The sequence below is a fragment of the Streptococcus shenyangsis genome, from assembly GCF_006385785.1.
Taxonomy (GTDB): Bacteria; Bacillota; Bacilli; order Lactobacillales; family Streptococcaceae; genus Streptococcus; species Streptococcus shenyangsis.
Window position 1 is genome coordinate 165,834 of sequence record NZ_VFSH01000003.1, and the last position, 25,019, is coordinate 190,852.

At 39.0% G+C, this 25,019-nt stretch carries 20 protein-coding genes and 1 pseudogene; 4 read left to right on the forward strand and 17 right to left on the reverse strand.

Annotated elements, in window-relative coordinates:
- Nucleotides 1-155 precede the first annotated feature (155 nt).
- The 10 genes from FJR77_RS10405 to FJR77_RS03585 form a co-directional block, all read right to left on the reverse strand.
- The gene (locus FJR77_RS10405) at nt 156-3,464 is read right to left on the reverse strand and encodes a pneumococcal-type histidine triad protein (RefSeq protein WP_140832722.1); all 3,309 of its coding nucleotides are present in this window, start codon (nt 3,462-3,464) and stop codon (nt 156-158) included.
- Nucleotides 3,465-3,706: 242 nt separating this feature from the next.
- Nucleotides 3,707-6,799: a pneumococcal-type histidine triad protein gene (locus tag FJR77_RS03545; protein WP_140832724.1), complete on the reverse strand. Its 3,093-nt coding sequence runs from the start codon at nt 6,797-6,799 to the stop codon at nt 3,707-3,709.
- A gap of 7 nt (nt 6,800-6,806) precedes the next feature.
- The gene (gene adcAII / locus FJR77_RS03550) at nt 6,807-7,724 is read right to left on the reverse strand and encodes a zinc-binding lipoprotein AdcAII (protein WP_125450960.1); all 918 of its coding nucleotides are present in this window, start codon (nt 7,722-7,724) and stop codon (nt 6,807-6,809) included.
- Nucleotides 7,725-8,019: 295 nt separating this feature from the next.
- Complete coding sequence (locus FJR77_RS03555; RefSeq protein WP_140832726.1) at nt 8,020-9,411, reverse strand: APC family permease; 1,392 nt, start codon at nt 9,409-9,411, stop codon at nt 8,020-8,022.
- Between the two features lie 121 nt (nt 9,412-9,532).
- Complete coding sequence (sdbB, locus tag FJR77_RS03560) at nt 9,533-10,099, reverse strand: thiol-disulfide oxidoreductase-associated lipoprotein SdbB (RefSeq protein WP_125450962.1); 567 nt, start codon at nt 10,097-10,099, stop codon at nt 9,533-9,535.
- Between the two features lie 11 nt (nt 10,100-10,110).
- Nucleotides 10,111-10,818: a thiol-disulfide oxidoreductase-associated membrane protein CcdA2 gene (gene ccdA2 / locus FJR77_RS03565; RefSeq protein ID WP_125450963.1), complete on the reverse strand. Its 708-nt coding sequence runs from the start codon at nt 10,816-10,818 to the stop codon at nt 10,111-10,113.
- Nucleotides 10,819-11,126: 308 nt separating this feature from the next.
- A complete protein-coding gene (locus tag FJR77_RS03570; protein ID WP_000631543.1) occupies nt 11,127-11,987 on the reverse strand; it encodes a methionyl aminopeptidase in 861 nt (286 codons plus the stop codon).
- Between the two features lie 15 nt (nt 11,988-12,002).
- Complete coding sequence (gene spxR / locus FJR77_RS03575; protein WP_101784921.1) at nt 12,003-13,280, reverse strand: CBS-HotDog domain-containing transcription factor SpxR; 1,278 nt, start codon at nt 13,278-13,280, stop codon at nt 12,003-12,005.
- Nucleotides 13,273-13,824 (reverse strand): GNAT family N-acetyltransferase, encoded by a 552-nt coding sequence (locus tag FJR77_RS03580; protein ID WP_140832728.1) that lies wholly within the window; start codon nt 13,822-13,824, stop codon nt 13,273-13,275. Before FJR77_RS03580 ends, spxR begins: the two co-directional genes overlap by 8 nt.
- Nucleotides 13,825-13,839: 15 nt before the next feature.
- Nucleotides 13,840-15,099 (reverse strand): UDP-N-acetylglucosamine 1-carboxyvinyltransferase, encoded by a 1,260-nt coding sequence (locus tag FJR77_RS03585; RefSeq protein WP_001227091.1) that lies wholly within the window; start codon nt 15,097-15,099, stop codon nt 13,840-13,842.
- A gap of 120 nt (nt 15,100-15,219) precedes the next feature.
- On the opposite strand from FJR77_RS03585, the pseudogene FJR77_RS10205 reads away from it, so the two are divergent.
- A pseudogene (locus FJR77_RS10205) lies at nt 15,220-16,049 on the forward strand (IS630 family transposase).
- Nucleotides 16,050-16,205: 156 nt separating this feature from the next.
- On the opposite strand, the gene FJR77_RS03610 reads toward FJR77_RS10205, so the two are convergent.
- The 4 genes from FJR77_RS03610 to FJR77_RS03625 form a co-directional block, all read right to left on the reverse strand.
- Nucleotides 16,206-16,478 (reverse strand): PspC domain-containing protein, encoded by a 273-nt coding sequence (locus FJR77_RS03610; RefSeq protein ID WP_001085044.1) that lies wholly within the window; start codon nt 16,476-16,478, stop codon nt 16,206-16,208.
- Between the two features lie 58 nt (nt 16,479-16,536).
- Nucleotides 16,537-16,986 (reverse strand): SprT family protein, encoded by a 450-nt coding sequence (locus tag FJR77_RS03615; RefSeq protein ID WP_140832738.1) that lies wholly within the window; start codon nt 16,984-16,986, stop codon nt 16,537-16,539.
- The gene (locus FJR77_RS03620; RefSeq protein WP_140832740.1) at nt 16,973-19,102 is read right to left on the reverse strand and encodes a Tex family protein; all 2,130 of its coding nucleotides are present in this window, start codon (nt 19,100-19,102) and stop codon (nt 16,973-16,975) included. Before FJR77_RS03620 ends, FJR77_RS03615 begins: the two co-directional genes overlap by 14 nt.
- Before the next feature lie 422 nt (nt 19,103-19,524).
- Entirely contained in the window at nt 19,525-19,797 is a 273-nt protein-coding gene (locus tag FJR77_RS03625) for a PBECR3 domain-containing polyvalent protein (RefSeq protein WP_235888712.1), read from the reverse strand.
- A gap of 262 nt (nt 19,798-20,059) precedes the next feature.
- Between FJR77_RS03625 and FJR77_RS10410 the strand changes: the two genes are divergently transcribed.
- The 3 genes from FJR77_RS10410 to FJR77_RS03640 are packed head-to-tail and all read left to right on the forward strand — an operon-like array spanning nt 20,060 to nt 21,909.
- On the forward strand, nt 20,060-20,191 hold the full coding sequence (locus FJR77_RS10410; RefSeq protein ID WP_004234728.1) for an SPJ_0845 family protein: 132 nt from the start codon (nt 20,060-20,062) through the stop codon (nt 20,189-20,191).
- The gene (locus FJR77_RS03635; protein ID WP_140832742.1) at nt 20,192-21,097 is read left to right on the forward strand and encodes a permease; all 906 of its coding nucleotides are present in this window, start codon (nt 20,192-20,194) and stop codon (nt 21,095-21,097) included.
- On the forward strand, nt 21,094-21,909 hold the full coding sequence (locus FJR77_RS03640) for a TIGR03943 family putative permease subunit (RefSeq protein ID WP_140832745.1): 816 nt from the start codon (nt 21,094-21,096) through the stop codon (nt 21,907-21,909). Before FJR77_RS03635 ends, FJR77_RS03640 begins: the two co-directional genes overlap by 4 nt.
- A 129-nt stretch (nt 21,910-22,038) precedes the next feature.
- On the opposite strand, the gene FJR77_RS03645 is transcribed toward FJR77_RS03640, so the two are convergent.
- From FJR77_RS03645 to FJR77_RS03655, 3 genes are all read right to left on the reverse strand, one after another.
- A complete protein-coding gene (locus FJR77_RS03645) occupies nt 22,039-22,755 on the reverse strand; it encodes an alpha/beta hydrolase (RefSeq protein ID WP_140832747.1) in 717 nt (238 codons plus the stop codon).
- Nucleotides 22,756-22,758: 3 nt separating this feature from the next.
- A complete protein-coding gene (locus FJR77_RS03650; protein ID WP_000420556.1) occupies nt 22,759-23,070 on the reverse strand; it encodes a hypothetical protein in 312 nt (103 codons plus the stop codon).
- Nucleotides 23,071-23,189: 119 nt separating this feature from the next.
- On the reverse strand, nt 23,190-24,932 hold the full coding sequence (locus FJR77_RS03655) for a glycoside hydrolase family 13 protein (RefSeq protein WP_140832749.1): 1,743 nt from the start codon (nt 24,930-24,932) through the stop codon (nt 23,190-23,192).
- Nucleotides 24,933-25,019 lie beyond the last annotated feature (87 nt).

Genomic DNA, 25,019 nt, shown 5'->3' on the forward strand with positions numbered 1-25,019 from the left:
AGGATGGGAAAAAACTACTTCTAACTATCAAAAAACGAGCACCTCCTCAGTTGGAAATGCTCGTTTTCTTATGTTGCCATGGTTTATAATTACAATGAGAAATGGGAAACAGCCTTGAATGGCAAAATCTACTAGATCTCCGACTACCAACTTTTTTATTCTACTGGTTTTTCTTGATTTCCAGTACTTGTTGTAGATTCTGTTGTTTCCTTTTCTGAAGTTGATTCATCTGGTTTAGAATCTCCTGTGTTGCTTGGTTTGTTTTCCTCCCTTGCAGTTTCACTGTTAGATTCTGCAGCTGCGTTTGGTTGGCTCTCAGCACTGATCTTATCACCATTTGCTTCAGCATTTGTTGCTGGAGTTGCATCTTCACTCGCACTTGATTTTGACTTGATTTCTTGATTCAAGACCAGAATAGCTTTTGTCAATTCAAGTAAAGCAGCTTTATCTTTACTCTTGGCAGAAAGTTGATCTAGTAGAGCATCCACTTTATCAAAGTCTGCATCAGAACCCTTATTGTTTTCTAAATAAGCGTGAAGTGACATGAGAATATCGTAGAGTTTTTGATAGAGTACAAGTGTCTGAGGGTCTTGCTCAGCATTTTCCTTCTCTTGTTGAAGGGCACTAGCGATACGAGTCAAGACATCTTTCGCCTGACTGTTTACTTCATCCAAGTCTGCATCTGCCTTATTTGTAGCAGCTTTGAGATTTTCTACTTCTTCTGCCAAGGATTGTCTGATACCTTCTTCTTGGATTTGTTCCAAGAGTTGAGTTGCCTTGCTCAAGAGGCTTTCTACTTCTTCCTTGCTAACATGATTGACATGTTCTTCAGGCATAAAGTCTCCGTACAATTCTTTCAAAAAGCCATAAATAGCTGTCTTGGCAGTTTGATTATCAACTTTTTCAGTATCTAGAACTGTCTGACTTGATTTCGCAGTAGTTGGCTGAGCTTTCAAAGCTTCTTCCACTTCTTGTTTTGCCTGATAGATGCTTGGGAATAATTTGTTCAATTCTGCTGCCTTAAGGAAGGATTGAGATTGATACAAGGTCCAAGTCAACTGAGCTACTTTGTTTCGAAGTTCATCACTCAAACGACCGTCATTTACGTGTTCGTAGAAGTACTTGATGTATTCTACAGTTGTAACACCTGTTCGATCATTAAAGTCTTGAAGAGCTTGAAGTTGTGATTCAACCGCTGCTAAACCAGCCTCATCTTTAGCCAACTTAGCTTCCTGGAGTCGAACGAGAAGGTCTTTCTTAGGAAGTCCATAAGAATCTGTATCTAGTGTATTGATTTTATCAATCAAGGCCTGATATTTCTTATCTAGAGCGCTTGTTTTAACAGGCTTGACACTTTCATCAATATGGATATATTGCTTATCAAAGAGATCCAGTGTTGCAAGATAACCTGCTGTAGAGTTAGTTGCCAGTTTCTTCATGTTTTCAGTAAACTGACCTAAAGCTAACTCGATCTGTCTTTGTTCGATAGGTTTGTCTTTATAGATGTTTCTGCTTTCAGCTAGAAGTTGATCTACTTTTGCCAAAACTGCCTTCTCATCAAAAGCTCCAGGTTGGTAGTTGGATTGTAGAGCTGGAATTTTATTTTTCAAAGCCACTTCATAGCCCTTGGTTTGAACCTTGATGTAGTGATTGTGGTCACCATGAGGGATCACAAAACTACCATTTTCTACCTGCAAACTATAAGGAGACACACCATCACGTAAGGCAGTCGTATAGAGTTCATTTAAGAAATCAAGTTCTGGATTTCCAGTTTGAAGAGGAATCCGAACGTGTTCCTTACGAACAGCGTAAGGATGAATATGAGTTGGATCGTAGGCTTGGTCTGGATTTCCAAAGACAAAGAATCCGTTGGAAATTCTAATAGCTTCAAGTGGCACACCATAGGTCTTAGAAATATAAGCAATTTTTTCTTCATCGCTAGCATCTCTTGAGAAAGACTCTACCGTTTTAGCAAGAGGTTTTACAAGTTCTGCATCATGATGTGTTTTCAAATGATCCTGAGCTGCCTTAATTTGGTCTGCTGTCAAATCCTTCTTGAAGAAGTAATGATTATGGTCACCATGACTCATGATAAATCCTGATTCATCTTCTGCAATAATTCGATTAGCATCAAAGCCGTGACTATCTTCTTCATGTTCCTTATGTGAAGCACCTGGATTGGTTGGAAGAGATGGCGAAGGTGTTGCTAGACCATTGTTTGAATGAGTCGGTTGTCCAATTTGGTTCGATTTTAGAATGTAATGGAAATGATCGCCATGTCTTACAATATAAGCTGTAGCTGTTTCTTCAACGATATCTTTTGGATTAAAGATATAGCCATCAGAAGTTGAAGAGAGTTCCTTACTTATCGTTGAAGAAGAAGGATTGTTTGAAAGACTTCCTAGTCTAGACGCTACTTCATGAGGTTTTTCATTTGTAGAGACCGTAGAACCAGTTCCACCGATAGGCACCATTCTAGCAATCTTTTCTTCTAAAGCAGAGAGCTTGCTGTAAGGAATAAAGTGATAATGGTCGCCATGCGGAATCGCAACTCCATTCGGTGTACGACTGACAATCTTAGCAGGGTCAAAGACTAAGCCATCTGATTCACTGTAACGTTGGTCGCTAGGTGAATCATAGAGTTCTTTCAATAGACTTTGGAGATTGTCAACTTTGCTTTCTGGCTTGCTAGTTGATCCGTGTGCTACAGATTGCGTGTTATTGTCACTAGCCACTGAAGAATAGCTTAACTGACTCGGTTGCGTATTTTTGCCCGCTAGATGAGCTTTGGATGCTGCTAATTCACTAGCAGATAAATCACTTTTTGGAATGTAGTGATAGTGACCACCGTGAGGAACGATATAAGCATCACCGGTATCTTCGATAATATCAGCTGGATTAAAGACATAACCATCATCTGTCGTATAGCGTCCTTGAGATCTTGCTACAGAAACATCAGAGCTGACCTTCTCCTTATCTTTGACATGTTCTTGTTTTTGACGGTTGATTTCATCTTTGGTTCGAACATTATCAGCATGAGCTACATCTTTCAAATAGACATAGTATTTTCCATCGACCTTGATGATATAACCACCCTTTACCTCGTTGACAATATCTCCATCCTTAAGTTGGTAATTTGGATCCTTCATCAGAAGTTCTTCACTAAAGAGGGCATCATAAGGAACTTTCCCGTTATAGTAATGATAGTGATCACCGTGTGACGTCACATATCCCTGATCTGTAATCTTAATAACAATTTGCTCGGCCTGAATTCCTTCTTTTTGGCTAACCTGATCTGGTGTCAGGTTTTCAGTTTTCTGACTTGACTGACTGCCATCCACATAAGAGACACGATTATTGTCCTTATCTTCCTGCGAGAGATGCTGATTTAGCGCATAAGCACACAGACTCAAGGACACGATGACAGCTGATCCGACTGCTATATACTTTTTACTGAATTTCATAAATTCCTCATTTCAATAAATGATGAAGCTTTTTCTTAACTTCTTTTTCTCGGTTAAACAGTTTTTTCTAAACTGGTTATTTAACCAATTAATTAACCAGTAAATAGTTTACCTTTTTTAAGTTTATCTGTCAAGATTTTTATATCATTTTAAAAAATAAAAGCCAGTATTGCTACTGACTCTTACATCATTTTGATTTAATAGGATAAACTTATGCTTCTGGTTTCGTCGTTACTGACTCACTACCTTTTTAACAAAGCAAGTAATTTTTCTGCTTCTGCCATGATACCATTATTATCCATGGTTTGAAGACTCAAGTTATTTCGTAAACCAGCTAGGGTTTCTGTCGCATTGGCTTTCAAACCAGCATCCGTTACTTTATCAAGTAAAGTTTCTACTTCTTTAAGCTTGGCTTCTACTTTTTCAGTCTCTACTTGAGGGACTTCATCTTCGTCTGTTTTATCTTTAGACTCCTCCGCTGTCTCTTCTTCATCAGTACTCGGTTTATAAAGATTATCTACTGAAGGATTTAAAGCAGCGTGATTCTCTTTTTCATCAGATTCAGGGCGAGTTGGCTCACTTACTTCATCATGTTCCTTATTTTCATTATGTTTACCGTCTTGGTCTGCCTTATTTTTACGAACATGGTCGCTGGCATTTCCCCAACCATTATCTGAGTGAGGACGTTCTTCAGGATGTTCAACATAATATTTTACAGTCGCAAAGAGATCCTCAAGGCTATAACCCTTAGGTGCTTCATAGAGTCCTTCGTCAAACCAACCAAATTTAATATTATGGTAATGGTCGTAATGAGGTATAATTAAGCTACCATTTTTAACTTCAACAGTATGTTGTAGATTGTAAGGAATATGATCAAGTGGGACCTTCTTAGCTGCTTTCACTTTATTATAGATTGCTTCTACTCCTTTAACCTCAGTATTTCCTGAACCCTGATTCTCTGTTGAAGGAGGTGTCAAACCTTTCTCTTTAGCATAAGCCTGGGCTGCCACTCTTTCAGCTTCAGACAAGCTCTCTTTCTTAATCCAGTGACTATGGCTCATATGTGGAGTTACATAAGCATCTCCCTCATCACTGGTAATATCACGAATGTCAAAGATATAGCCATCTTCTGTTGTATACTTACCTGCTAATTTCGCTAATTTAATTTCATCGTCTGTATAAGCAATTTGAGAATTTGGCTTACCAAGACGTTCTGGATGGGTAATTGGTGCTAGGAATGCCAATAAATCATCTACCAATTTTCCTTTATTAGAAGATTCATCATTCAAGCGCTCTGCTAATTTGTCTAAGGCTTGGAAATCAGAAGTACGACCCTTATTTTCATACAAGGCTTTATGAGCCTCGGCCAATAAATTATATGCTTTATCATAAAATTCTTGGTCACGAGGAGCGACATTTTCTTTCTTCGCAACTAGGGCATGTGTCTCTTGAGTTTTCTTAGACAAGAGATTTTCAATAGCGTCAACCTTATCCTTAGCCAAGTCTTTAGCTAGAACATAACGACTGACTCCCTTATCCTCGAAAATATAACCGTCGCCAACTTTTCTAACAACCTGATTGACATCAAGTTCAGTCGGTTTATTTTCCACTGGTGCTAGAGGTTTGGTAGTAGGAGCTGGTTTCAGAGGAGTAACACTTGGCAAGACACCGCCATTTTGTCCCTTAACAACTATCATACGAGCCAATTTTTCTTCCAGCGGTGACATTTGTGAATAAGGAATAAAGTGATAATGGTCTCCATGAGGCACTGCAACACCGTTAGCTGTACGTTTGATAATTTGTGCCGGATCAAAGACTAAGCCATCCGATTCCACATGTCGTTCTGACAAAGGTTTGGCATACAATTCACGTAAAAGTGTTGGAATATCTTCCCCTTGATTTTGATGATAAGTTGGAGTGACAGTCAGATTAGGAGTCTCTGGCAAACTTGGTTGAGTTGGTTTAGCATTATCACTACTTGGTTTACTTGAACTTATAGCAGAATGTGAGCCCTGTTTACCATTCCAATAAGCTTGAGCAGCAGCTAATTCTCCTGCTGACAAATCACTCTTAGGAATATAGTGGAAATGATTGCCGTGAGGGACAACAAAAGCATCACCTGTATCTTCAATCACATCTGTCGGATTAAAGACATACCCATCATCCGTTGTATAGGCGCCTCCAGTTCCTCGATTTGGTGCCTGCGTATTGAGATTAAAGTTTGGTTTAATCGTTGAACTTGGTGTTGAACTTGTTTTCTCAGGGCTACTTGGCTTCGTATTATCAGAATGACTTTGAACTGGCTGACCTCCAATTGGCAGATTTCGAGCCAATTTTTCTTCCAAGGCAGACATTTGTGAATAAGGAATGAAATGGAAATGATCTCCGTGAGGAACTGCCACACCATTGGCAGTACGTTTTGTAATCTGTGCCGGGTCAAATACCAATCCATCAGACTCCACATGACGTTGGCTAAGTGGCAAGGCGTACAATTCTTGAAGGAGACTAGCTAAATCCTCATTTTGACTCTCAGGAGCTTTGGCAGAATCTTGAGAAGCCTCAGATGGACTCGTTCTCATACTAAATCTTCTTTCAGCTCTGCTTGAACGGTATTCAACCGTACTTAATTGACCGCCTTTTCCAGATAAGAAGGCTTGGGCAGCGGCTAATTCACTAGCAGACAAGTCACTTTTAGGAATATAGTGGAAGTGATTGCCATGAGGTACGATATAGGCATCACCCGTATCTTCGATGATATCAGATGCATTGAAGATATACCCATCATCCGTTGTATAACGTCCTTGAGCTCTGGCTGCAGCAACAGCATTATCTGTGCTTGCATTATGATTATGACTATGTTCCTGCTTCTGACGTTTAATCTCTTCTTTTGTACGAATATTGTCCGCATGAGCCGCATCTTTAAGGTAAACATAGTATTTCCCGTCTACCTTAATCACATAGCCACCCTTGATTTCATTGACAATGTCTGAATCCTTCAACTGATAATTCGGATCTTTCATGAGGAGTTCTTCACTGATGATGGCATCATAAGGAACCTTCCCATTATAGTAATGATAATGGTCTCCATGAGAGGTCACATAGCCTTGATCCGTAATCTTGATAACAATTTGTTCGGCGTTGATTCCCTCTCTTTTACTGACTTCATCTGGTGTCAAATTTTCTGCCTTTTGACCAGCCTGATCACCATCTATATAAGCAACTCGATTCGAATCTTTCTTAACTTGTCCAGCTTGGTAACGACCAAGCTCGTAGGAACAAACACTTAGGGCAAGAACTGCCACTGAACCTGCTACATATTTTTTATTGATTTTCATTCTTTCCTCATTTCAATTCTTCTGCTAGAACACTCATATTTTCTTCAAGATTTTCTAGATAAGTCTTGTCATTTTGTGGGTCAGCCTCTAAAGGATTCAGAGTTTTAAGACCCACACCTGTTGATTTGACAAGAGTTTCAGCTACTTTTGAAGAAGCGTTACTTTCTGTAAAAATCGTTTTAACCTTATATGTTTTAACAAATTCCTGAATTTCAGTTAGTTGTCTTGGACTTGGTTCTTGTTCAGGAGAGATACCTGCAATACCCAATTGATTAAGTCCAAATCGCTTAGCTAGATAAGAAAAGGCTGTATGTTGTGTTACAAAGGTTTTCTGACTCGCTTTTTCAAATTTAGGTTGGAATTTCTTAGTCAATTCCTGAGCTTTTTTGATAAAGGCTTGCGCATTTTTCTGGTAAGTTTCTTTATGCTCACTATCCACCTCTGAAAGTTTGTCAGCGATAATTTGCGCTTCTTCGCCAGCTTTTTCTGGATCTAGCCATGTGTGAGGGTCATAGAGCGTTTTTTCATCAACTCCATCCCCTGCTTCCACATCTTCTAGCCCTGGGACGCGGTCTAAAGTCATTCCCTCTGAAGCCTCTAAAACCTTGACTTTAGATTTTTTTAGATTGGGATCTAAACTTCCTGCCCAAGATTCGAGCGTATGAGAATGATAAACAAAGACGTCTGCATCATAGATGGCCGCGATGTCATTTGCTGAAGGTTCAAAGGAGTGAATCCCACTACTTGACTGAATCATCCGAACATCATTCAAATCACCAGATATCTCTTTAACCATAGAGTAGATAGGATAAAAACTGGTCACAATTTTCATCCCTTTTCCTGTTTGGCTTTCCTTTTGACCACAAGCCCCTAAACACAAAAGAAAGACACTTAACAATACTAAAAATAAACTTTGTTTTTTCATGGATAACCCCTTAACTATTTAATTAACTGGTAAACAGTCTACTCCTAAAAATTTAATCTGTCAAGCTATTTTTAGAAAAATTTTGAAATTTCTTTCACATATAAAAATCTGCTGAGTTTCAACAACTCAACAGATTCTCACTTTATATACTCAATGAAAATCAAAGAGCAAATTAGGAGGCTAGCCGTAGGTTGCTCAAAACACTGTTTTGAGGTTGTAGATAAGACTGACGAAGTCAGTCACATATATACGGCAAGGCGAAGCTGACGTGGTTTGAAGAGATTTTCGAAGAGTATTATTCTTCTATGGTAGAATGTTTATAGCCATAAGTAAAATAAATAATACTTCCTATCAACAAAGCAATGAGGAAAGCAACCCAGGTTTCCACATTATACTGCAACATAAATGATAGACAAATAATGATTGATAAAATCGGTAATAAGGGTACCAAGGGTGTTTTAAATTCTCCAGATTTGGGCATCCCCTTTTCTTTCCGTAAACGAATCAGGCCGTAAGCTAGCATAATCAAGTAGGCTAGGGTACAAATATTTAAGAAAGCTGCAATACTAGCTAGTGGGAACATTCCTGCTGCTACTGCTGAAGCTAGACCTGTCAAGATAGTAGCATTTTTGGGTACCTTACTTGTCTTGGTTAGTTCTTTAAATACAGCAGGCATTAATCCGTCACGTGCTAAACTGTAAATCATACGTGATAGGGCATAGGTCATCGAGATACAAACCGTAATCAAGGTCAAGATAGCCACTAATGACACATAGTTAGCTGCCCAACCAATCCCAACGCTACGAAGAGCAAAGGCAACGGCATCGTCGACATTTAGATGACTATAGTGAACCACACCAGTCAAGACAAGCGTCACCAAGGCATAAAGAATGGTTACGATAGAAAGCGATAAGACAATTCCTCTAGGAATATTTTTTTGAGGAGTCTTAACTTCATCTACAGCCATAGAGATGGATTCGAAGCCTAAAAATCCAAAGAACATCAAGGAGGCACCAGCCATAATACCAGTACTAGCGCCATATATTTGTCCAAAACCATAAGGAGCAAAATTGCTCCAATTATCAAGTTTGATATGCCAAATTCCTACTAAAACAAAGAGAGCTAAAGCGGAAAATTTCAAAATAACTAAAATAGAATTAAATCGTAAAGCTGCTTTAGCATTGAGTAAAACAAGCGATGTCACTAAGGCCAATACAAGAATAGGTAATAAATCAACCAACGTCCCTGCTTGAGGATTAAAGGTACCATTTAAAGCACGAGGAAGGGCTATCCCGTATTGAGAGAGCAAGCCTTTAAAATAAGCTGCCCAACCCGAAGCCACACCAGATATGGCTGTCATGAACTCCATCATGGTTAACCAGCCAGCCAACCAAGCTGGAAATTCTCCTAAAATAGCATATAGATAACTGTAGGCACCACCCGTAGCAGGTACTCGTGAAGCGAATTCTGCAAAAAAGAGAGCTGATAATCCCACACACAAGGCAGAAATAACAATTGAAATCACTAGCGCTGGACCAGCAAGTGTTGCAGCTGCAGTACCTGTAATTGTAAAGACGCCTGTCCCTACCATGGCTCCGATACCCAGCAAAATCAAATCCCATAACTTCAAATGCCTGTGCATCTCCGTTTTATCCAAACTTACATTCTTTGTTCTAAATATATTCATATTTCTCTCCAAAATAAAATGATGATTCTATTTTACCATAAATATAGGAGATTTGTGAATATTTATAAAATGTTTTTCTAAAAAAATCTGACTACATACTGTAATCAGATTTTTATCTATTCTAGTTCATTTCTTTAAATGCTGCTTCTGCATCCGCGTTGCTGATAACACCAAATTGAATCTTTCCAATCTTTCCTTGACTATCAATCAGGTATTCTGTAGGAATGCTTCGAATTTGATAAGCTTGGAAGGTAGTTGCTTTGGTATCATAAAGTACTGGGATATCCTTATAACCTTGATCTTGGAACCATTGTGGGAATTGCTCAACAGTTTTTTCACCTTGAATTCCTGGTGCAATGACACTAAGAATTTCGAAATCGCGATCTGGTTTTGCAGCCAATTCCATCAACTCAGGCATACTTTTCTTACATGGACCACACCATGAAGCCCAAAACTTCAAGTAGACTTTTTTACCCTTATAATCAGATAACTTAACTTCTTTACCATCCATGGATTGCAAGGTGAAGTCTGGAGCATCTTTTCCAACAGCAATTTGTTGTACGGACGTTTGTTGTTGCTGTTTTGGGGATTGTTGTGGAGCTTGAGTTTTTTTAGTCTCTTCCTCACCACAGGCCATCAATACAACTAATGACAGAAGGCTTAAACCAGCAAACATTATTTTTTTCATCTTTTTCTCCTTTATTCAAAAATTCCAGCTAGAACATTTACTTGTCCTAATAGTAACAAGATTCCCATTAAAATAATAAGGAAACCACCAATTTTCTTTAGTAGCATCATATGACGTTTGATTTTACTAAAATAAGGCATTACTACACCTGAAGCTAGAGCCAAAACCAAGAAAGGAATGGCCATCCCCAGAGTGTAAATAAGAGTATAAATAGCTCCTTGCCAAGCACCATTGCCTCCAGAAGCCGCAAGCGCTAAAACAGAACTTAAAACCGGACCAATACAAGGTGTCCAACCAAAGCTAAAGGTAATACCAAGTAAAAATGCTGACCAATAACGATTGGATTCTGATTTCTTGAAAGTAAAGCTTTTTTGAACCTCTAATTTCTTAAAATGAAAAATTTCCATCTGGTGAAGTCCCAAAATGATAATAATTGTTCCCATAACATATCGAAACCAATTTGCATAGAGAATATTACCAAAGTAACCTGCACCAAATCCTAGGATAAAGAAAATGAGAGAAATACCTGCAATAAAGCAAAGTGTTCGAATCAAACCTGACCAGAGAACCTTTCTCCCAAATAAAGAAAAACTTTTTGCGCTTTCCTGATCATCCAATAAAATCCCAGCATAAACTGGCAAAAGAGGAAAAATACAAGGAGAAAAGAAGGACAAGACCCCTGCTAAAAAAACGGAGATTGAAAATATTATCGTTTCCAATAAAGAACCAACTTTCTTAAGAATTTAAACCTATTGTACTATAAATGTTAAAATTTGTATCAAGTTTGCTACGGTTAGCTGTATTCACTATGACGTTATAATGAATTTGACCTAAAATAGTACACCATGGTTTCTATAGCAGATTGAAATAAAATCTAGAGAAATCAATTAATTATAAAACATTATTAGAAATTGAATTGAATTTCGCATTCAAGGTGTTCGGTTTTTTCATTTCACTATAGATAAAAGAAAAAATTGAAGAAAATTGTCCAAAGAGCCACTTTTTCTTCAATCTACTTTTACTTATTTTAATAAGTTCCTTCTTCACCTTGACTAGTCAAGATAACAGGTCCATCTTTTGTAATGACAAATTGGTGTTCATACTGACATGACAATCCACCGTCAATGGTCTTATGCGCCCAACCAGTCTTCATATCTGTATCAATTTCCCAGTCACCAGTATTGATCATTGGTTCAATGGTCAGCACCATTCCTTCACGGAGACGAAGCCCACGACCAGCAATACCATAGTTAGGAACCATTGGTTCTTCGTGCATAGTTGGGCCAACACCATGACCAACCAAATCACGCACTACACCGTAACCACGACTTTCAGCGTATTCTTGAATAGCCGCACCGATATCACCGATACGATTTCCAACAACAGCTTGCTCAATCCCCTTATACATGGCTTCTTTAGTTACATCCATCAGATTTTTCACTTCTTCGGACGGTGTACCTACAGCATAAGCCCAACATGAGTCTGCTAAACCACCAGAATAGCTCTGAGTGTATTTTTTCATTTGTTCAACATTGTTAAAGTTTAATTTTGAGACATTCAAATCAGATTTGGCAATTGGACCTCCCAAAACCATGTCAACCTTGAGCAAATCACCATCTTTCAAGATATAATGACGAGGGAAAGCGTGAGCCACTTCATCATTAAGAGAGCAGCAGGTAGCATAAGGATAGTCCATCATGGCACCGTCAACCCCAATCTGAAGCGGAAGGAAATTTTCTTCCTTACAACGACGGCGAACATACTCTTCTACTTCCCACATATCAACGCCAGGCTTAATCAAATCACGTAAGCCGATATGAATACTTGCTAGAAAATCACCAGCCTTGTCCATAGCTTCGATTTCACGAGCTGATTTTAATGTTATCATTTTTTCTCCTAGTTTCTAATTAATTTTAACAGTCACATTTGCTTTTGAAACAATCTGATGACCATGATAAATATCGTAATCAATAATGGCTGATCGTCTAGTATGATGGATAATGCGTGCTTGAATGCGCAGTATATCATCTATCTGAACAGCCTGCAAAAAGTAGACTAGCATCTGCTCGATAATGAGATTGCGCCCACTATTCACAACTAAATCTTGGGTCATGTGAGTCAAGATTTCTGCCAATACACCATTAGCCAAAACACCATTTTTCTCTAGCATAAAGGGTTCCACTGTAATGACTACTTCATCATGGTGATAAGAAAGTTTTTGACCAATCTGCTCTGAAAAAGTTGGTAAAGCAGAGACTTGGGATCGACTCATCTTCTCCATGACATCTCGTCGTGTCACAGCTCCAAGCAAGGTTTGATTATTCCGAACAACCGGTACCATTTCAAAGTCTTCTGCGATCATCCGTTGACTCACATTGGCAATATTTGTCGATAATCCAACTAAAAATAGACTACGAGACATGACCTTGTCAATTGTGGTGCTTGGTGACTTATCACCAGCGTCTCTCATGGTTACAACACCAACAACAACCTGATGTTGATTAATAACTGGAAAACGACTGCTTCGATTCTTACGTACCAAGTCCAAATAATCTTTAACGGTGTCGGTCTCTCTCAGAAAACCATATTCATGACTCGGACGGTAAAGTTTCTCAACTGTCAGAATATCAGTCTTGATTTGAACATTTGACAAGGCTTTATTAATCATGGTCGCGACAGTGAAAGTGTCATGTTTGCTTCTTAAAACTGGAATCCCTTTTTGATTGGCCAGTTTAAGCACATCATCATGAACATGAAAACCACCTGTAACCAAAACGGCATTTTCATTTTCCAGCGCTAGTAATTGGATACGGGTCCGGTCTCCGACAATCAAGAGTCCCCCATCATGAAGGTAAGACAAGATATTTTGTTCAGTCATAGCACCGATTGAGAACTTACTAAATTCTCTTTCTAAACCTTCTTGCCCAGCCAGAACCTCAGAAGAAGTCACTTCTGCAATTTCAGCAAAAGTTAATCTTTCAATAGCAACTTTCTGAGATTTAACACGGATAGTACCACTTCTTGGACGAGTCTCTACAATTCCACGATTTTCAGCTTCCTTGATAGCGCGATAGGCCGTTCCATCACTGACTCCCAGATGGTTGGAAATACTACGAACACTAACCCTCTTTCCGACAGGTAATTCTTCCAAATAGCTTAGAATTTCCTGATGCTTACTCATTGAATTCTCCTTTTACATACCGAAATTCAAGATAATCCCGCATTTTTCTTGTGTAGCGATCACTTCCCTTAAACTGACGGAACAAACTAAATCCAGACTTAAGGGCAACCTTTTGACTTGCTTCATTTTCGAGGTGGGTAATAATGGACAATTGTTTTAAACCAAATTCTTCAAAAGAAAGTTGACAAATTTTTCTAACAACCTCTGTCATAAATCCTTGCGACCAAGCATCTTTTCTCAAAAAATAGCCAAGCTCTGCTTCTTTTTTGATTTCATCTAACTTCTCAAATTTAATAGAACCAATCATTTGTTGATTTTTCTGGTCACAAATTGCCCACACTCCCAAAGGGGACTTCATAAAGTAATTGGCCAGTGCATATTGACTTTCTTCCAGACTTGCCTGAGTTGGGAAAATAAATTGAAGATTTTCTGGATTTGAAGCTATCTGGTGGAAGTCCTGACTATCACTAAAAAAGAAAGGACGCAAATACAAGCGATCCGTTTCAAAAAAAGAAAACATTGCTAATTTGGTCCAAATATTCATAAACACCTCTACGGTTTAATCCTCAACAAGTGTAATATCCGCTCCTAGATTACGTAATTTTTCAATAATATCAGAATAACCACGTAAGATAAACTCGATATTTGTAATTTCAGTTTTACCTTCAGCCATGAGCCCAGCAATGACTAGTGCAGCCCCAGCTCGTAGGTCGGTCGCTTTAACACTTGCCCCACGCAAATCACGTCCACCTGTATACAAAATATGACCATTTGTTGTCGAAATGTCCGCATCCATCTTTGCTAGTTCAAAAACATGATTTACACGTTTTTCGTAAATCGTATCGACAATTGTACCACGACCATTCGCTCTTAGTAAAAGTGGGGTAATCGGTTGTTGCAAATCAGTTGCAAAGCCTGGGTAAGGAGCTGTCTTAATATTGATTGCTTTCAAATTAGACTGCTCTTCGACAAAAATGCTGTCTTCAGATACAGTCATTCTCACTCCCATTTCTTCCAGCTTAGCAATAAATCCTTCTAGGTGTTCGTAAAGAACATTATTTATACGAATCCCCTTGCCGACTGCAGCAGCTAAAGAAATATATGTTCCAGCTTCGATACGGTCTGGAATCACCTGATGACGGGTTCCATGTAATCTTTCAACACCATCAATAATGATGATATTAGTTCCTGCACCACGGATATGGGCACCCATATTATTCAAGAGGGTAGCTACATCAATAATTTCAGGTTCACGGGCTGCATTTTCAATAATAGTACGACCATTCGCTTTAACCGCAGCAATCATCGTATTAATCGTCGCACCGACACTAACTGTATCCATGTAAATACTTGCACCGTGAAGTCCTGTATCTTTGGCAGATAACTTCATGTTATCTCCCTCGTAGCTAACAGTAGCCCCCATAGCTTCAAAAGCCTTAAGGTGTAGGTCAATCGGGCGAGGACCAAGGTCACACCCTCCAGGCAAGCCAACTGTGGCTTCACCAAAGCGACCTAAAAGACTTCCATAAAAATAATAAGATGCACGAAGACTATTGATTTTTCCATAAGGCATTGGAATATTTTGAACACCTCTTGGGTCAATCTCCAATACATCGTCATAACGCTTTACAGTAGCTCCCATCAATTCCATGATTTCGACAAGACTGGCTACATCCGAGATATCTGGAACGCAATCCAAAGTCACCACATCATCAGCCAATATAATAGCTGGAATTAAGGCCACAACGCTATTTTTAGCACCACTAATAGTGATTTCACCTTGTAGTGGTAATCCACCATTGATAACAATTTTTCTCATTCTAAGTTTTTAATACTCTTTCAAGATTTCTAATAAGGTCTTTAAAATAAATTATATCATAAATGCAACCTTTTTTCCATCCTTTTCAATTTTATAGTTGCTTAGTTTTAAACAAAAGCTATGATATATAGTACTGATTTTAAGCAAGGAGCATTAGATTACATCAAAGAGGGACACCGCCATGTCGAAGCATCTAAAGTTTTTGATGTTGGCGTCAGAACTCTCTTCACGTGGGAAAAGAAAGACGCAAACAAGGACACTTAGAGCGGAGAAAGCGAGTCGTCAAAAAGCGGAAGATTACTTTAGAGGAATTGAAAGCCTTTGTAGAGGCTCATCCAGACACTTTTTTACGGGAAATTGTGGCACATTTTGATTGTGTTGTTCCTTCAGTATGGGCAGCTTTAAAGCAGATTCATGTCACTTTAAAAAATGACGACTAGCTTTAAGGAAAAAAATCCAGAGAAAGTCGCTGAGTTTCTTGATATTTTGGATAACCTAAAAGATTTACCAGTCGTATATATTGATGAAACAGGAGTCGACCGCTACTTCTATCGTCCTTATGCACGGGCTCCTAGAGGGGAAAAAGTCTATGAAAAGATTAGCGGACTTCAATTGTTGCAGGACAAGTAGACGGAGAGTTTATAGCTTCTATGATTTACAAGGAAAGTATGACGAGTAATTTCTTTGTGGAGTGGTTCAAAACGCAACTTCTACCTGTTTTGAAGAGCCCTCATGTCATTGTCATGGACAATGCTAGTTTTCATCCTAAGAACATTTTGGATGAGCTTTGCATTCAAGATAAGAACTTTTTCTTACCTCTACCACCTTATTCACCAGATTTGAATCCTATTGAGCCAGCTTGGGCTATCTTGAAAAAGAAAGTGATGGATTTATTAAGGGAAGTTCCAAATATTTTTGAATGTTTGAAACGCTTTTTTAAAACTAAATGACTATAAAAGTAAAAAAGCTTTAAATCAAGGAGTTTAGACTATTGATTTAAAGCTTTTTGCTTATTCCTAATCTTTTGTAGAATACTATTAGCCATGTACAAAAAAATCCTATTTCTATAAATGTGTAAGAAACTATTACCTTATTAGCTAAGTACCTCACCAAAACCATCCTTCATTATCGTCAATGGCTTGGGCTTCTTTGCGTTTTCGTGGACCTGTTCCGTACATTTCTGCTTCGATCTCTTCCTTGGTTGGCATGATAGAAGCTAGGATGATATAGATAATCACGCCAAGTCCAAAGTTTGCGACTGTAAAAATAGCAAATAGAAAACGAACAAGGGTAACATCAAAGTTCCACTTGTCTGACAAACCTGCCAGAACTCCTGAAATCATACGATTTCGTCTCATTTTATAAAATTTACTGTTCATGATATTTCCTCTTTCTGCTAGGTTAGTCATAGTATATCACGGGTAGGCTCGGCTTTCATCAGTCCTCAGGCTGATTTACTAGTAGCAATTTACCTCGACAAAGTCCACAGCGATAGCGTTTGGTATCAATCCTTCGCTTGCGATGATAACTTTGCTGGCAGGATTGGCAACGATAGAGCTTGCTTGGCTTGGCGTTACTATTGGGCAAGGATGGAACAAAGCGTAATCCATCCACTGCTTTCAAAAGTTCCTTAAAATCTAGATCCTTGTGTTGATAGCCCTTCCCTTGAAAATAGAGGTGATAATGACAGAGTTCATGTCGGACAATTTTCCTAAAAACATCCAACCCCAATTCCTGATAAACTTTGGGATTAAAATCCAAATGCCCATCTTTTGGGAAAAACCGCCCACCTGTCGAACGTAGACGCCTATTCCACTGGACATGATGGATAAAAGGTCTGCCGAAGTCTTCTAGTGAAACCTGTTTAACGTAATCAGTCAGTTTCATTTGGAGCGAGAAGCGACAGATTGACTTTTTCACGTTCAGTATCGATTTTCTTAACCCAAACCGTTACCAAATCTCCGACTGACACCACTTGGCTTGGGTGTTTGATAAATTTGCGACTCATATGCGAAATGTGAATCAAGCCGTCTTCGTGAATTCCAATGTCAACGAAGGCACCAAAGTCAACTACATTACGCACCACACCCTCTAGCTTCTGACCAACCACTAAATCCTTGATATCTAGGACATCTTGGCGAAGCACAGGTGCGTCAAAGGAATCACGGAAATCTCGACCTGGTTTGAGAAGGTCTGCAATGATATCTTTAAGGGTTTCTGGACCAAGGTCTAGCTCTTGCGCCATATCTTTGATTGAAAGGGACTTGAGTTTACTTTGGACTTCTTCATTCAAGTCTGTAATGTCCAAACGTTTGAAAAGTTCCTTAACGGCGGCGTAATTTTCTGGGTGAACTCCTGTGTTATCAAGGATATTGCTACTTTCAGGGATACGGAGGAAACCAGCTGCCTGTTCAAAGGCCTTGGCCCCCAGACGAGGAACTTTCTTGATTTGGGCGCGTGAAGTGATTTTTCCCTCTTCCTCACGGTATTTGACAATATTTTCAGAAATAGTTTTATTAAGTCCAGCGACATGGGAAAGAAGAGCTGGGCTGGCTGTATTGACATTGACACCGACTTGGTTAACCACTGTATCGACAACAAAGTCCAGACTTTCAGAAAGTTTCTTCTGGCTGACATCATGCTGGTACTGGCCGACACCGATTGACTTAGGATCGATTTTGACCAATTCCGCAAGGGGATCTTGCAAACGACGGGCGATAGAGATGGCTGAGCGTTTTTCAACGGTCAAATCTGGAAACTCCTGACGAGCAAGTTCGCTGGCAGAATAGACAGAAGCACCACTTTCATTGACGATAACATAGCTAACTCCTGAGAAATCTTTCAGAACTTCCACCACAAAAGCTTCACTTTCACGACTGGCCGTTCCATTTCCGATAGCAATAATCTCTACACCGTATTGACCAATCAAGTCTGCCAGATCTTTCTTAGCTTCTTCGATTTGACGAGCAGAGGCTGGTTTGACAGGATAAATGACCTGAGTTGTCAGCATTTTCCCAGTTGCATCAACGACAGCTAGCTTGGCACCTGTACGAAAGGCAGGGTCAAATCCAAGAACCACGCGCCCTTTCAATGGAGCAACCAAGAGGAGATTGCGCAGGTTGTCAGAAAAGAGTTGGATAGCTCCTTCTTCTGCTTTTTCAGTCAATTCTGTCCGAATACGGCGCTCGATAGCAGGCAAGACCTTTTTCTTAACCGATTGCTGAACAACTTCATCAATATAGGCGTTTTTCACCTTAAAACGAGTTGCAAAGAAGGCAAGGATACGGTCCGTCGCATGTTCAAAACCGACCTTCAAGACACCTAGCTTCTCCCCACGATTGAGGGCTAAGGTACGATAACCTTGCATATTTCCAACCGTCTCTGAAAAATCATAATAAATCTGAAAAACCTGCTTTTCATCAAGACTTTCATTCTTGACTTGAGAAGTGAGTTTAGAGTGTCTCAGCACCTCCTGATAAGTCATGGCGCGCAGTGTCACATCTTCCGATAAGGCTTCGACCAAGATATCAACTGCACCAGCCAAAGCTTCCTTACCAGTCATAAATCCTTCACAGACAAACTTCTCAGCTTCTTTCTCTAAGTCAGCTACATTCTGCAAAATCAGGCGAGCAAGAGGAAAGAGTCCTGCTTCACGGGCAATTGTTGCCTTGGTTCGACGTTTCTCCTTGTATGGAAGATAGAGTTCTTCAACATCTGCTAGTTTTTCGGCAGCTAAGATAGCTTCTTCCAATTCCTTTGTTAGCTTTCCTTGTTCTTGAATCTTAGCCAAAACAGCTTCCTTACGGTAATTGAGGTTGGTCAGGCTTTTATCCAAGTCAATAATGGCCTTAATCGCCACCTCATCCAGACTACCAGTCATGTCCTTGCGATAACGCGCGATAAAGGGAATAGTCGCCCCTTCGGCAGTCAAACTTAGAACAGTATCAATTTGCTTTAACGTCACTCCCAAATCTTGGGAGATTTTTTCATATTTTTTATCCATGAATCTATTATACCACAAGCTAAACATTTCAAATTAGCTCTTACAATTTTAAAACATAAGTTGGTGAATAAATTTGCTTCATTTCAATATTCTATTTATTGAGAAGGTTGCAATTTAATTCTAATAGTTTACAAAAGAATCTATGAGTAATTTCACTGTTTTTATTTTTTACAAAACGCTTTATAAAGCTATTTGTTGAAGTTAACGAATCAATTTTCAGAGCAAATAAAAATCGCAAGCCTAAGCCTGCGGTGGGGATAATCTTTTTTGAAATTTTTAAACAAAAAAGGAGCATTTAAGCTCCCTCCTTTGAAATAACGGACACTTGGCTGGTCGGTGTACCCAGCATCTCAGATACCTTTTTCAAGGTGCGGCAGGAACCTTTCTGCCCTCAAATGTCTCTCGTTAACTTTATTCTAGCACTATCTACTTTTTTGGTCAAGCTTTCTCAATCTACCAGACTTGATACGACTTTGTAACTTGAAATCTTGTAAGCGATACATGGTCGGAACATAAAAGAAATCGCCGCTTTTATGTAACTTGATGGCAACAAGAACATTATCATCAAATCTTTTTACGTATTCAAAACTAGCATCTTTCTCTCGTGGATTGACCCCAACGAAATCTGGGTTCCTTAGTATGAGTTCCAGGTCTTCAATATGATGAATCACATCATTGTGATGGCGTTTTATCATATGGCTTCTCAAACCGTCTTTGTTGACCTTTATGTCGCTCGCTTCAAGAACAATATCAAAAAATTTTTTACTTCATCGGTAACCTGACCGATTTTTTAGTGTTCCATCATTTCCTCCGTTATTCCACAACTATTATATCACAATTATGGTGTATATTAGGATATATCAAGCTCTATTATTCGTTAGATACTCAATTTTAACTTTTTCCTTTTCCCAAAAATAATAGTATAATAGAGGTAGAATTTAGAATCGAGGTACACCTATGGCTGTAAAATTTACAAAAACGGACGACTTGGATAAGATGTTTGAGGAGTTTGCGAAACTCCCTGATTTGAAACAAGTTACTTTCCCTGATGACAAAGAGAAAAAAGCCAAAGCAGAAAAGAAAAACTAGATGACTGCTTTCCAAGAACTCCCATCTAGTGTGCTTCAGACTGGGGCTATTTTTCTCTCCATTATCATTGAAGCCCTTCCCTTCGTTCTGATAGGAAGCATTGTCTCAGGGTTAATTGAGGTTTATATCACACCTGATAAGGTGTATCATTTTCTCCCTCGAAATCGTTGGGGGAGAATCTTTTTTGGTACCTTCGTCGGGATACTTTTTCCCTCTTGTGAATGTGGAATTGTCCCCATTATCAATCGTTTTCTGGAAAAGAAGGTCCCCAGTTACACGGCTGTTCCTTTTCTTGTAACAGCACCTGTTATCAATCCTATTGTCCTCTTTGCGACCTATTCTGCCTTTGGCAACTCCTTCCATGTCGCTCTGTTACGAGCTCTTGGTTCCATTCTTGTAGCTGTGATACTTGGGATTTTTCTGGGATTTTTCTGGCAAGAACCGATTCAAAAAGAAAATCGGTTGGCCTGTCATGAGCATGATTTTTCTCACTTAAGCCCTGCAAAAAAAGTTTTTCAGGTCTTTGTGCAGGCCATTGATGAATTTTTTGATACGGGACGTTATTTGGTATTTGGCTGTCTCTTTGCTTCTATAATACAGGTCTACGTTCCGACTCAGATTCTGACCTCTATCAGTGCAACCCCTATTTTTGCCATCCTGCTCTTGATGCTTTTGGCCTTTCTTCTTTCGCTCTGTAGTGAGGCCGATGCCTTTATTGGGGCCTCTCTACTCTCGAGTTTCGGTTTGGCACCAGTTCTGGCCTTTCTCGTCATTGGCCCAATGCTGGATATCAAAAATATTCTCATGATGAAACATTACTTGAAAACACGATTTATCAGTCACTTCATTACGATTGTGACTCTTGTCGTCTTAGTCTATTCTCTCTTGATTGGAGTCATCCTATGATTCGATTTTTAGTTTTAGCTGGCTATTTTGAATTGACCATTTATCTTCATCTGTCAGGCAAATTAAACCAGTACATCAACATGCACTACTCCTATCTGGCCTATATTTCCATGGTACTTTCCTTTATCCTAGCAATTGTTCAATTGTATATCTGGATGAAGCAAGTTAAAACCCACAGTCATTTGAACGGTCGATTGGCCAGGGTGACAAGTGTTGCGCTTCTGGCTATTCCGATTGTCGTCGGTTTAACTTTCCCAACTGTTAGCTTGGATTCTCAGACTGTTTCTGCCAAAGGATATCATTTCCCCTTATCGGAAGGAACGGATCAAGCCATCCAGACCAGTGAAGGGACGACAAGCCAATACTTGAAACCAGATACCAGTTCTTATTTTTCAAAATCAGCTTATGAAAAGGAAATGAGAACGGCGGCGGATAAATACTTGTCCCAAGATAGTATTCAGATCACTAATGAAAACTATATGGAAGTCATGGAGGCTATCTACGACTATCCAGATGAGTTTGAGGGTAAGACAGTCCAGTTCACAGGCTTTGTCTATAACGACCCCAGTCATGCCAATAGTCAATTTCTGTTCCGCTTCGGCATTATTCACTGTATCGCAGATTCTGGTGTCTATGGATTGCTGACAAAGGGAAATACCCGTCAGTATGAGAACAACACCTGGATAACAGCCAAAGGAAAACTGGTCAATCACTACCATAAAGAACTCAAACAAAATCTCCCAACCTTGGAAATCGACAGTTTTACAAAAGTCGATAAACCAGAAAATCCCTATGTGTATCGAGCTTTTTAAGGAAAGTAAGATAAAAACGAACAAGTTCTTCTTCTGAATGACAGAAAAAGAGCCTGTTCGTTTTTTGTTATCTGAGTATTAATGATTTGTAGATTTAAATCTTATACCATTTCCAGCAATACAAGTACCTCATAGAGAATAAGAGAACCACTCATTAATTAGACTAGCGATTTCTTTAGGTGCTTCAGTATAAAGCTCATGGCCAAAGTTCTCTAGAAGAATAGTATCAAAATAGTCTGGCAATTCTTTTAGGTTTTCCTCTCTCCATGTAGCTTCATTAGGATAGCGAGGACTGATAAACAAAGCATCTCCCACTTCTCTCTTAAAAGCTTGGATTTTTCTTCGTAGGCGGAGTATCGCTTCTATATTTTCATATTTTATAGCTAACTCATATCTATTATACTCCGCATCCCAGTTATAGGACTGTCTTGCGGCTTTCTCCATATTTTCTGACCAATGCTTTGCTTCGGATTTTTCTTTAGAAATAAGAAGATTTAAGTCCGAAACGACTTGAGATTCAATATAGTTTTTAGTTTCCTCTAACTCTGTATCTAAAGGTAAAATCTTATCTAAATCTAGATAGCCACCATCCAAAAGAATCAGTTTTGTCACTTCATAAAATTCCGATGCAAGATAACGCGCCAAATCTCCTCCAAGAGAATGACCTATCAGACAGATAGATTCTTCCTCTACAATCTCATTTTTAAACCATGATTTCAATTCTGTTTCATCTCGAAGACGCTTTTCATATGGATTTAGAAAGTAAACCTGCGAATCTAGTTCTTGAAGAAAATCCTTGCTATGATAGACATTGCTTCCCAAACCGCCAATAAAATATTTTTTCATTCTCTACTTAATACTATGCTTATTCATCTTTTGCTCAAAGATAGTCGTGATAATTTGACGCAATTCTTCGCGTTCTTTTTCTGGAATCTCACCACTTGTTTGAGCTGCAGCGTAGAGTTCAGGGTGTTCAATTGAAATACGTTTAATCGTACGTGTCGTAGCATGTTTTCTGACAAAAAACGGAATTCGCTTAATCAAGTCTTGTGGTACTAGCGCAAGAATCTTCTCAGCAGTTTCCTTGTCACTAATCTTAGACGTCGTAAGTCCCTTCTTAATCATTTCCTGTTCTTTTTCTGTAAAATCTTTTAATTCCATTCGTTCAGTCCTCCTATTTTCTTTAAGTTAAATTATATACCAATTGTAGCAAGACGACAAATAGTCTGTTTGTAAAATGCTCTCTATACTACAATTTTCCTGTCACTCTTAATTGCTCTTTAGTAAAAAATCACAAATCCTTTTGGAGAAATCACAAGCTGATTCTCTAATTCATGGCAATTGCTTGCTAGTGATACTGTTTCTTTCTCTACAACACAATCTTCTGTTGATTGGTTGAATATAGCTTTGAGAACCTGTCCTTCGTATTTCCATTCCAAAGCTACTAGATCTGGTTGGATTTCTTTTAGGCTATACTTGCCATGCGGAATGATTTCTGACGCATATTTTCTAATATTAATCAGCTTCTTCATGAAGCTCAGCATATCATGGTCACTTGATACGCGTTCCCAAGGCATACAACGACGACAATCTGGGTCTGGACCTCCGGTTAAAGCTACCTCTGTTCCGTAATAGATGCAGGGGGTTCCTTTTTGTAAAAAGAGAAAGGCTAGAGCTGATTTGACAAGTTGAACATCCTCATTTGCCGTCCACAAAATACGTTCTGTATCATGCGAATCTAGGAGATTAAACATAACTTCTGAAATCTGCTGCTTGTAATACATAGATTGGCCATTGATTTCATCGATGAACTGGTCTGTCTTCTTAATTCCTCGTAAGAAATACTCTTTGATGCTATCAGATAAAGGATAATTCATGACCGCATGGAACTCATCTCCATTTAGCCAAGGCTGAGCAGTATGCCAGACTTCTCCTAAAATATAAAGATCAGGCTTTTTAGCTAAAACTGCCTTGCGAAAATCCTTCCAAAACTGATGGTCAATCTCATTAGCCACATCCAAACGCCAAGCATCGATATCAAACTCTTCAATCCAATAAGTCGCAACCTTTAAAAGATAGTCCTTGACCTCAGGATTGGCTGTATTTAGCTTAGGCATATAGTCCTCAAAACCAAAAGCATGATAGGGTAACTCTCTCCTATTGGCTAGCTTATCAGTCGTCACTGGGAATTGTTGGATATGGAACCAATCCTTATAAGCGGACTCCTCACCATTTTTGACAACATCTTGCCATTGAGGCGATTGCGAACCAATATGATTAAATACAGCATCCAGCATGATTTTCATACCACTCTGATGAGCTTGCTCGACCAGCTCCCGAAAGGTCTCCTTGTCTCCAAAATGACAGTCAATTTCAAAGTAATCTGTCGTATTGTACTTATGATTGCTCGTAGATTCAAAGATAGGACAAAGATAAAGTCCAGTAATGCCCAAGTCTTGCAAATAATCCAGATGGTCTATAATACCTTGTAAATCACCACCAAAGAAATCATCACTCTTAGGTGTGAGAGATGAGTCCCAGTCTAAAGTCCCTTCTGGGTTTAATCGAGTATTTCCATTAGCAAACCGCTCAGGAAATATCTGATACCATACCGTATCTGAAATCCAGTCAGGAACCAGGCATGCATCAATCTCATGTATATAAGGCAACTTAAATCCATTTCCAATAGCATGAAGATTTTCTAGAGAATTTTCCACGCAGCCTTTATCGCCGTACAAAATGCTCTGGCCCTCTGTATCCGTGAGTTCAAAGAGATACTGGATACGTGCAAAGTCAACGGACACTTCAACTTGCCAATAGTCAAATAAGGCATCAGAAGTTATCTTGGCCATTTCTTTTGTATCCTGATAAAACTCCTCCATAAAGATAAAAGGATCACCGTAATGCAAGTTGATACTTCCAATGTCCCCTTTCTTAGTTCGAATCCGAATATGAAGTTTCTTATCCTTATAAAGATAGGCATATTCCGACTCTGGTCTGTGGTAAATGGCACTTAATTCCATCAATTTGTCTCCTAAAGTTTTAATTCAATTTTACGCAAACGTTTTCATAATTGTGATTCTAGTATACTACTTTCGTATTTTATTTTC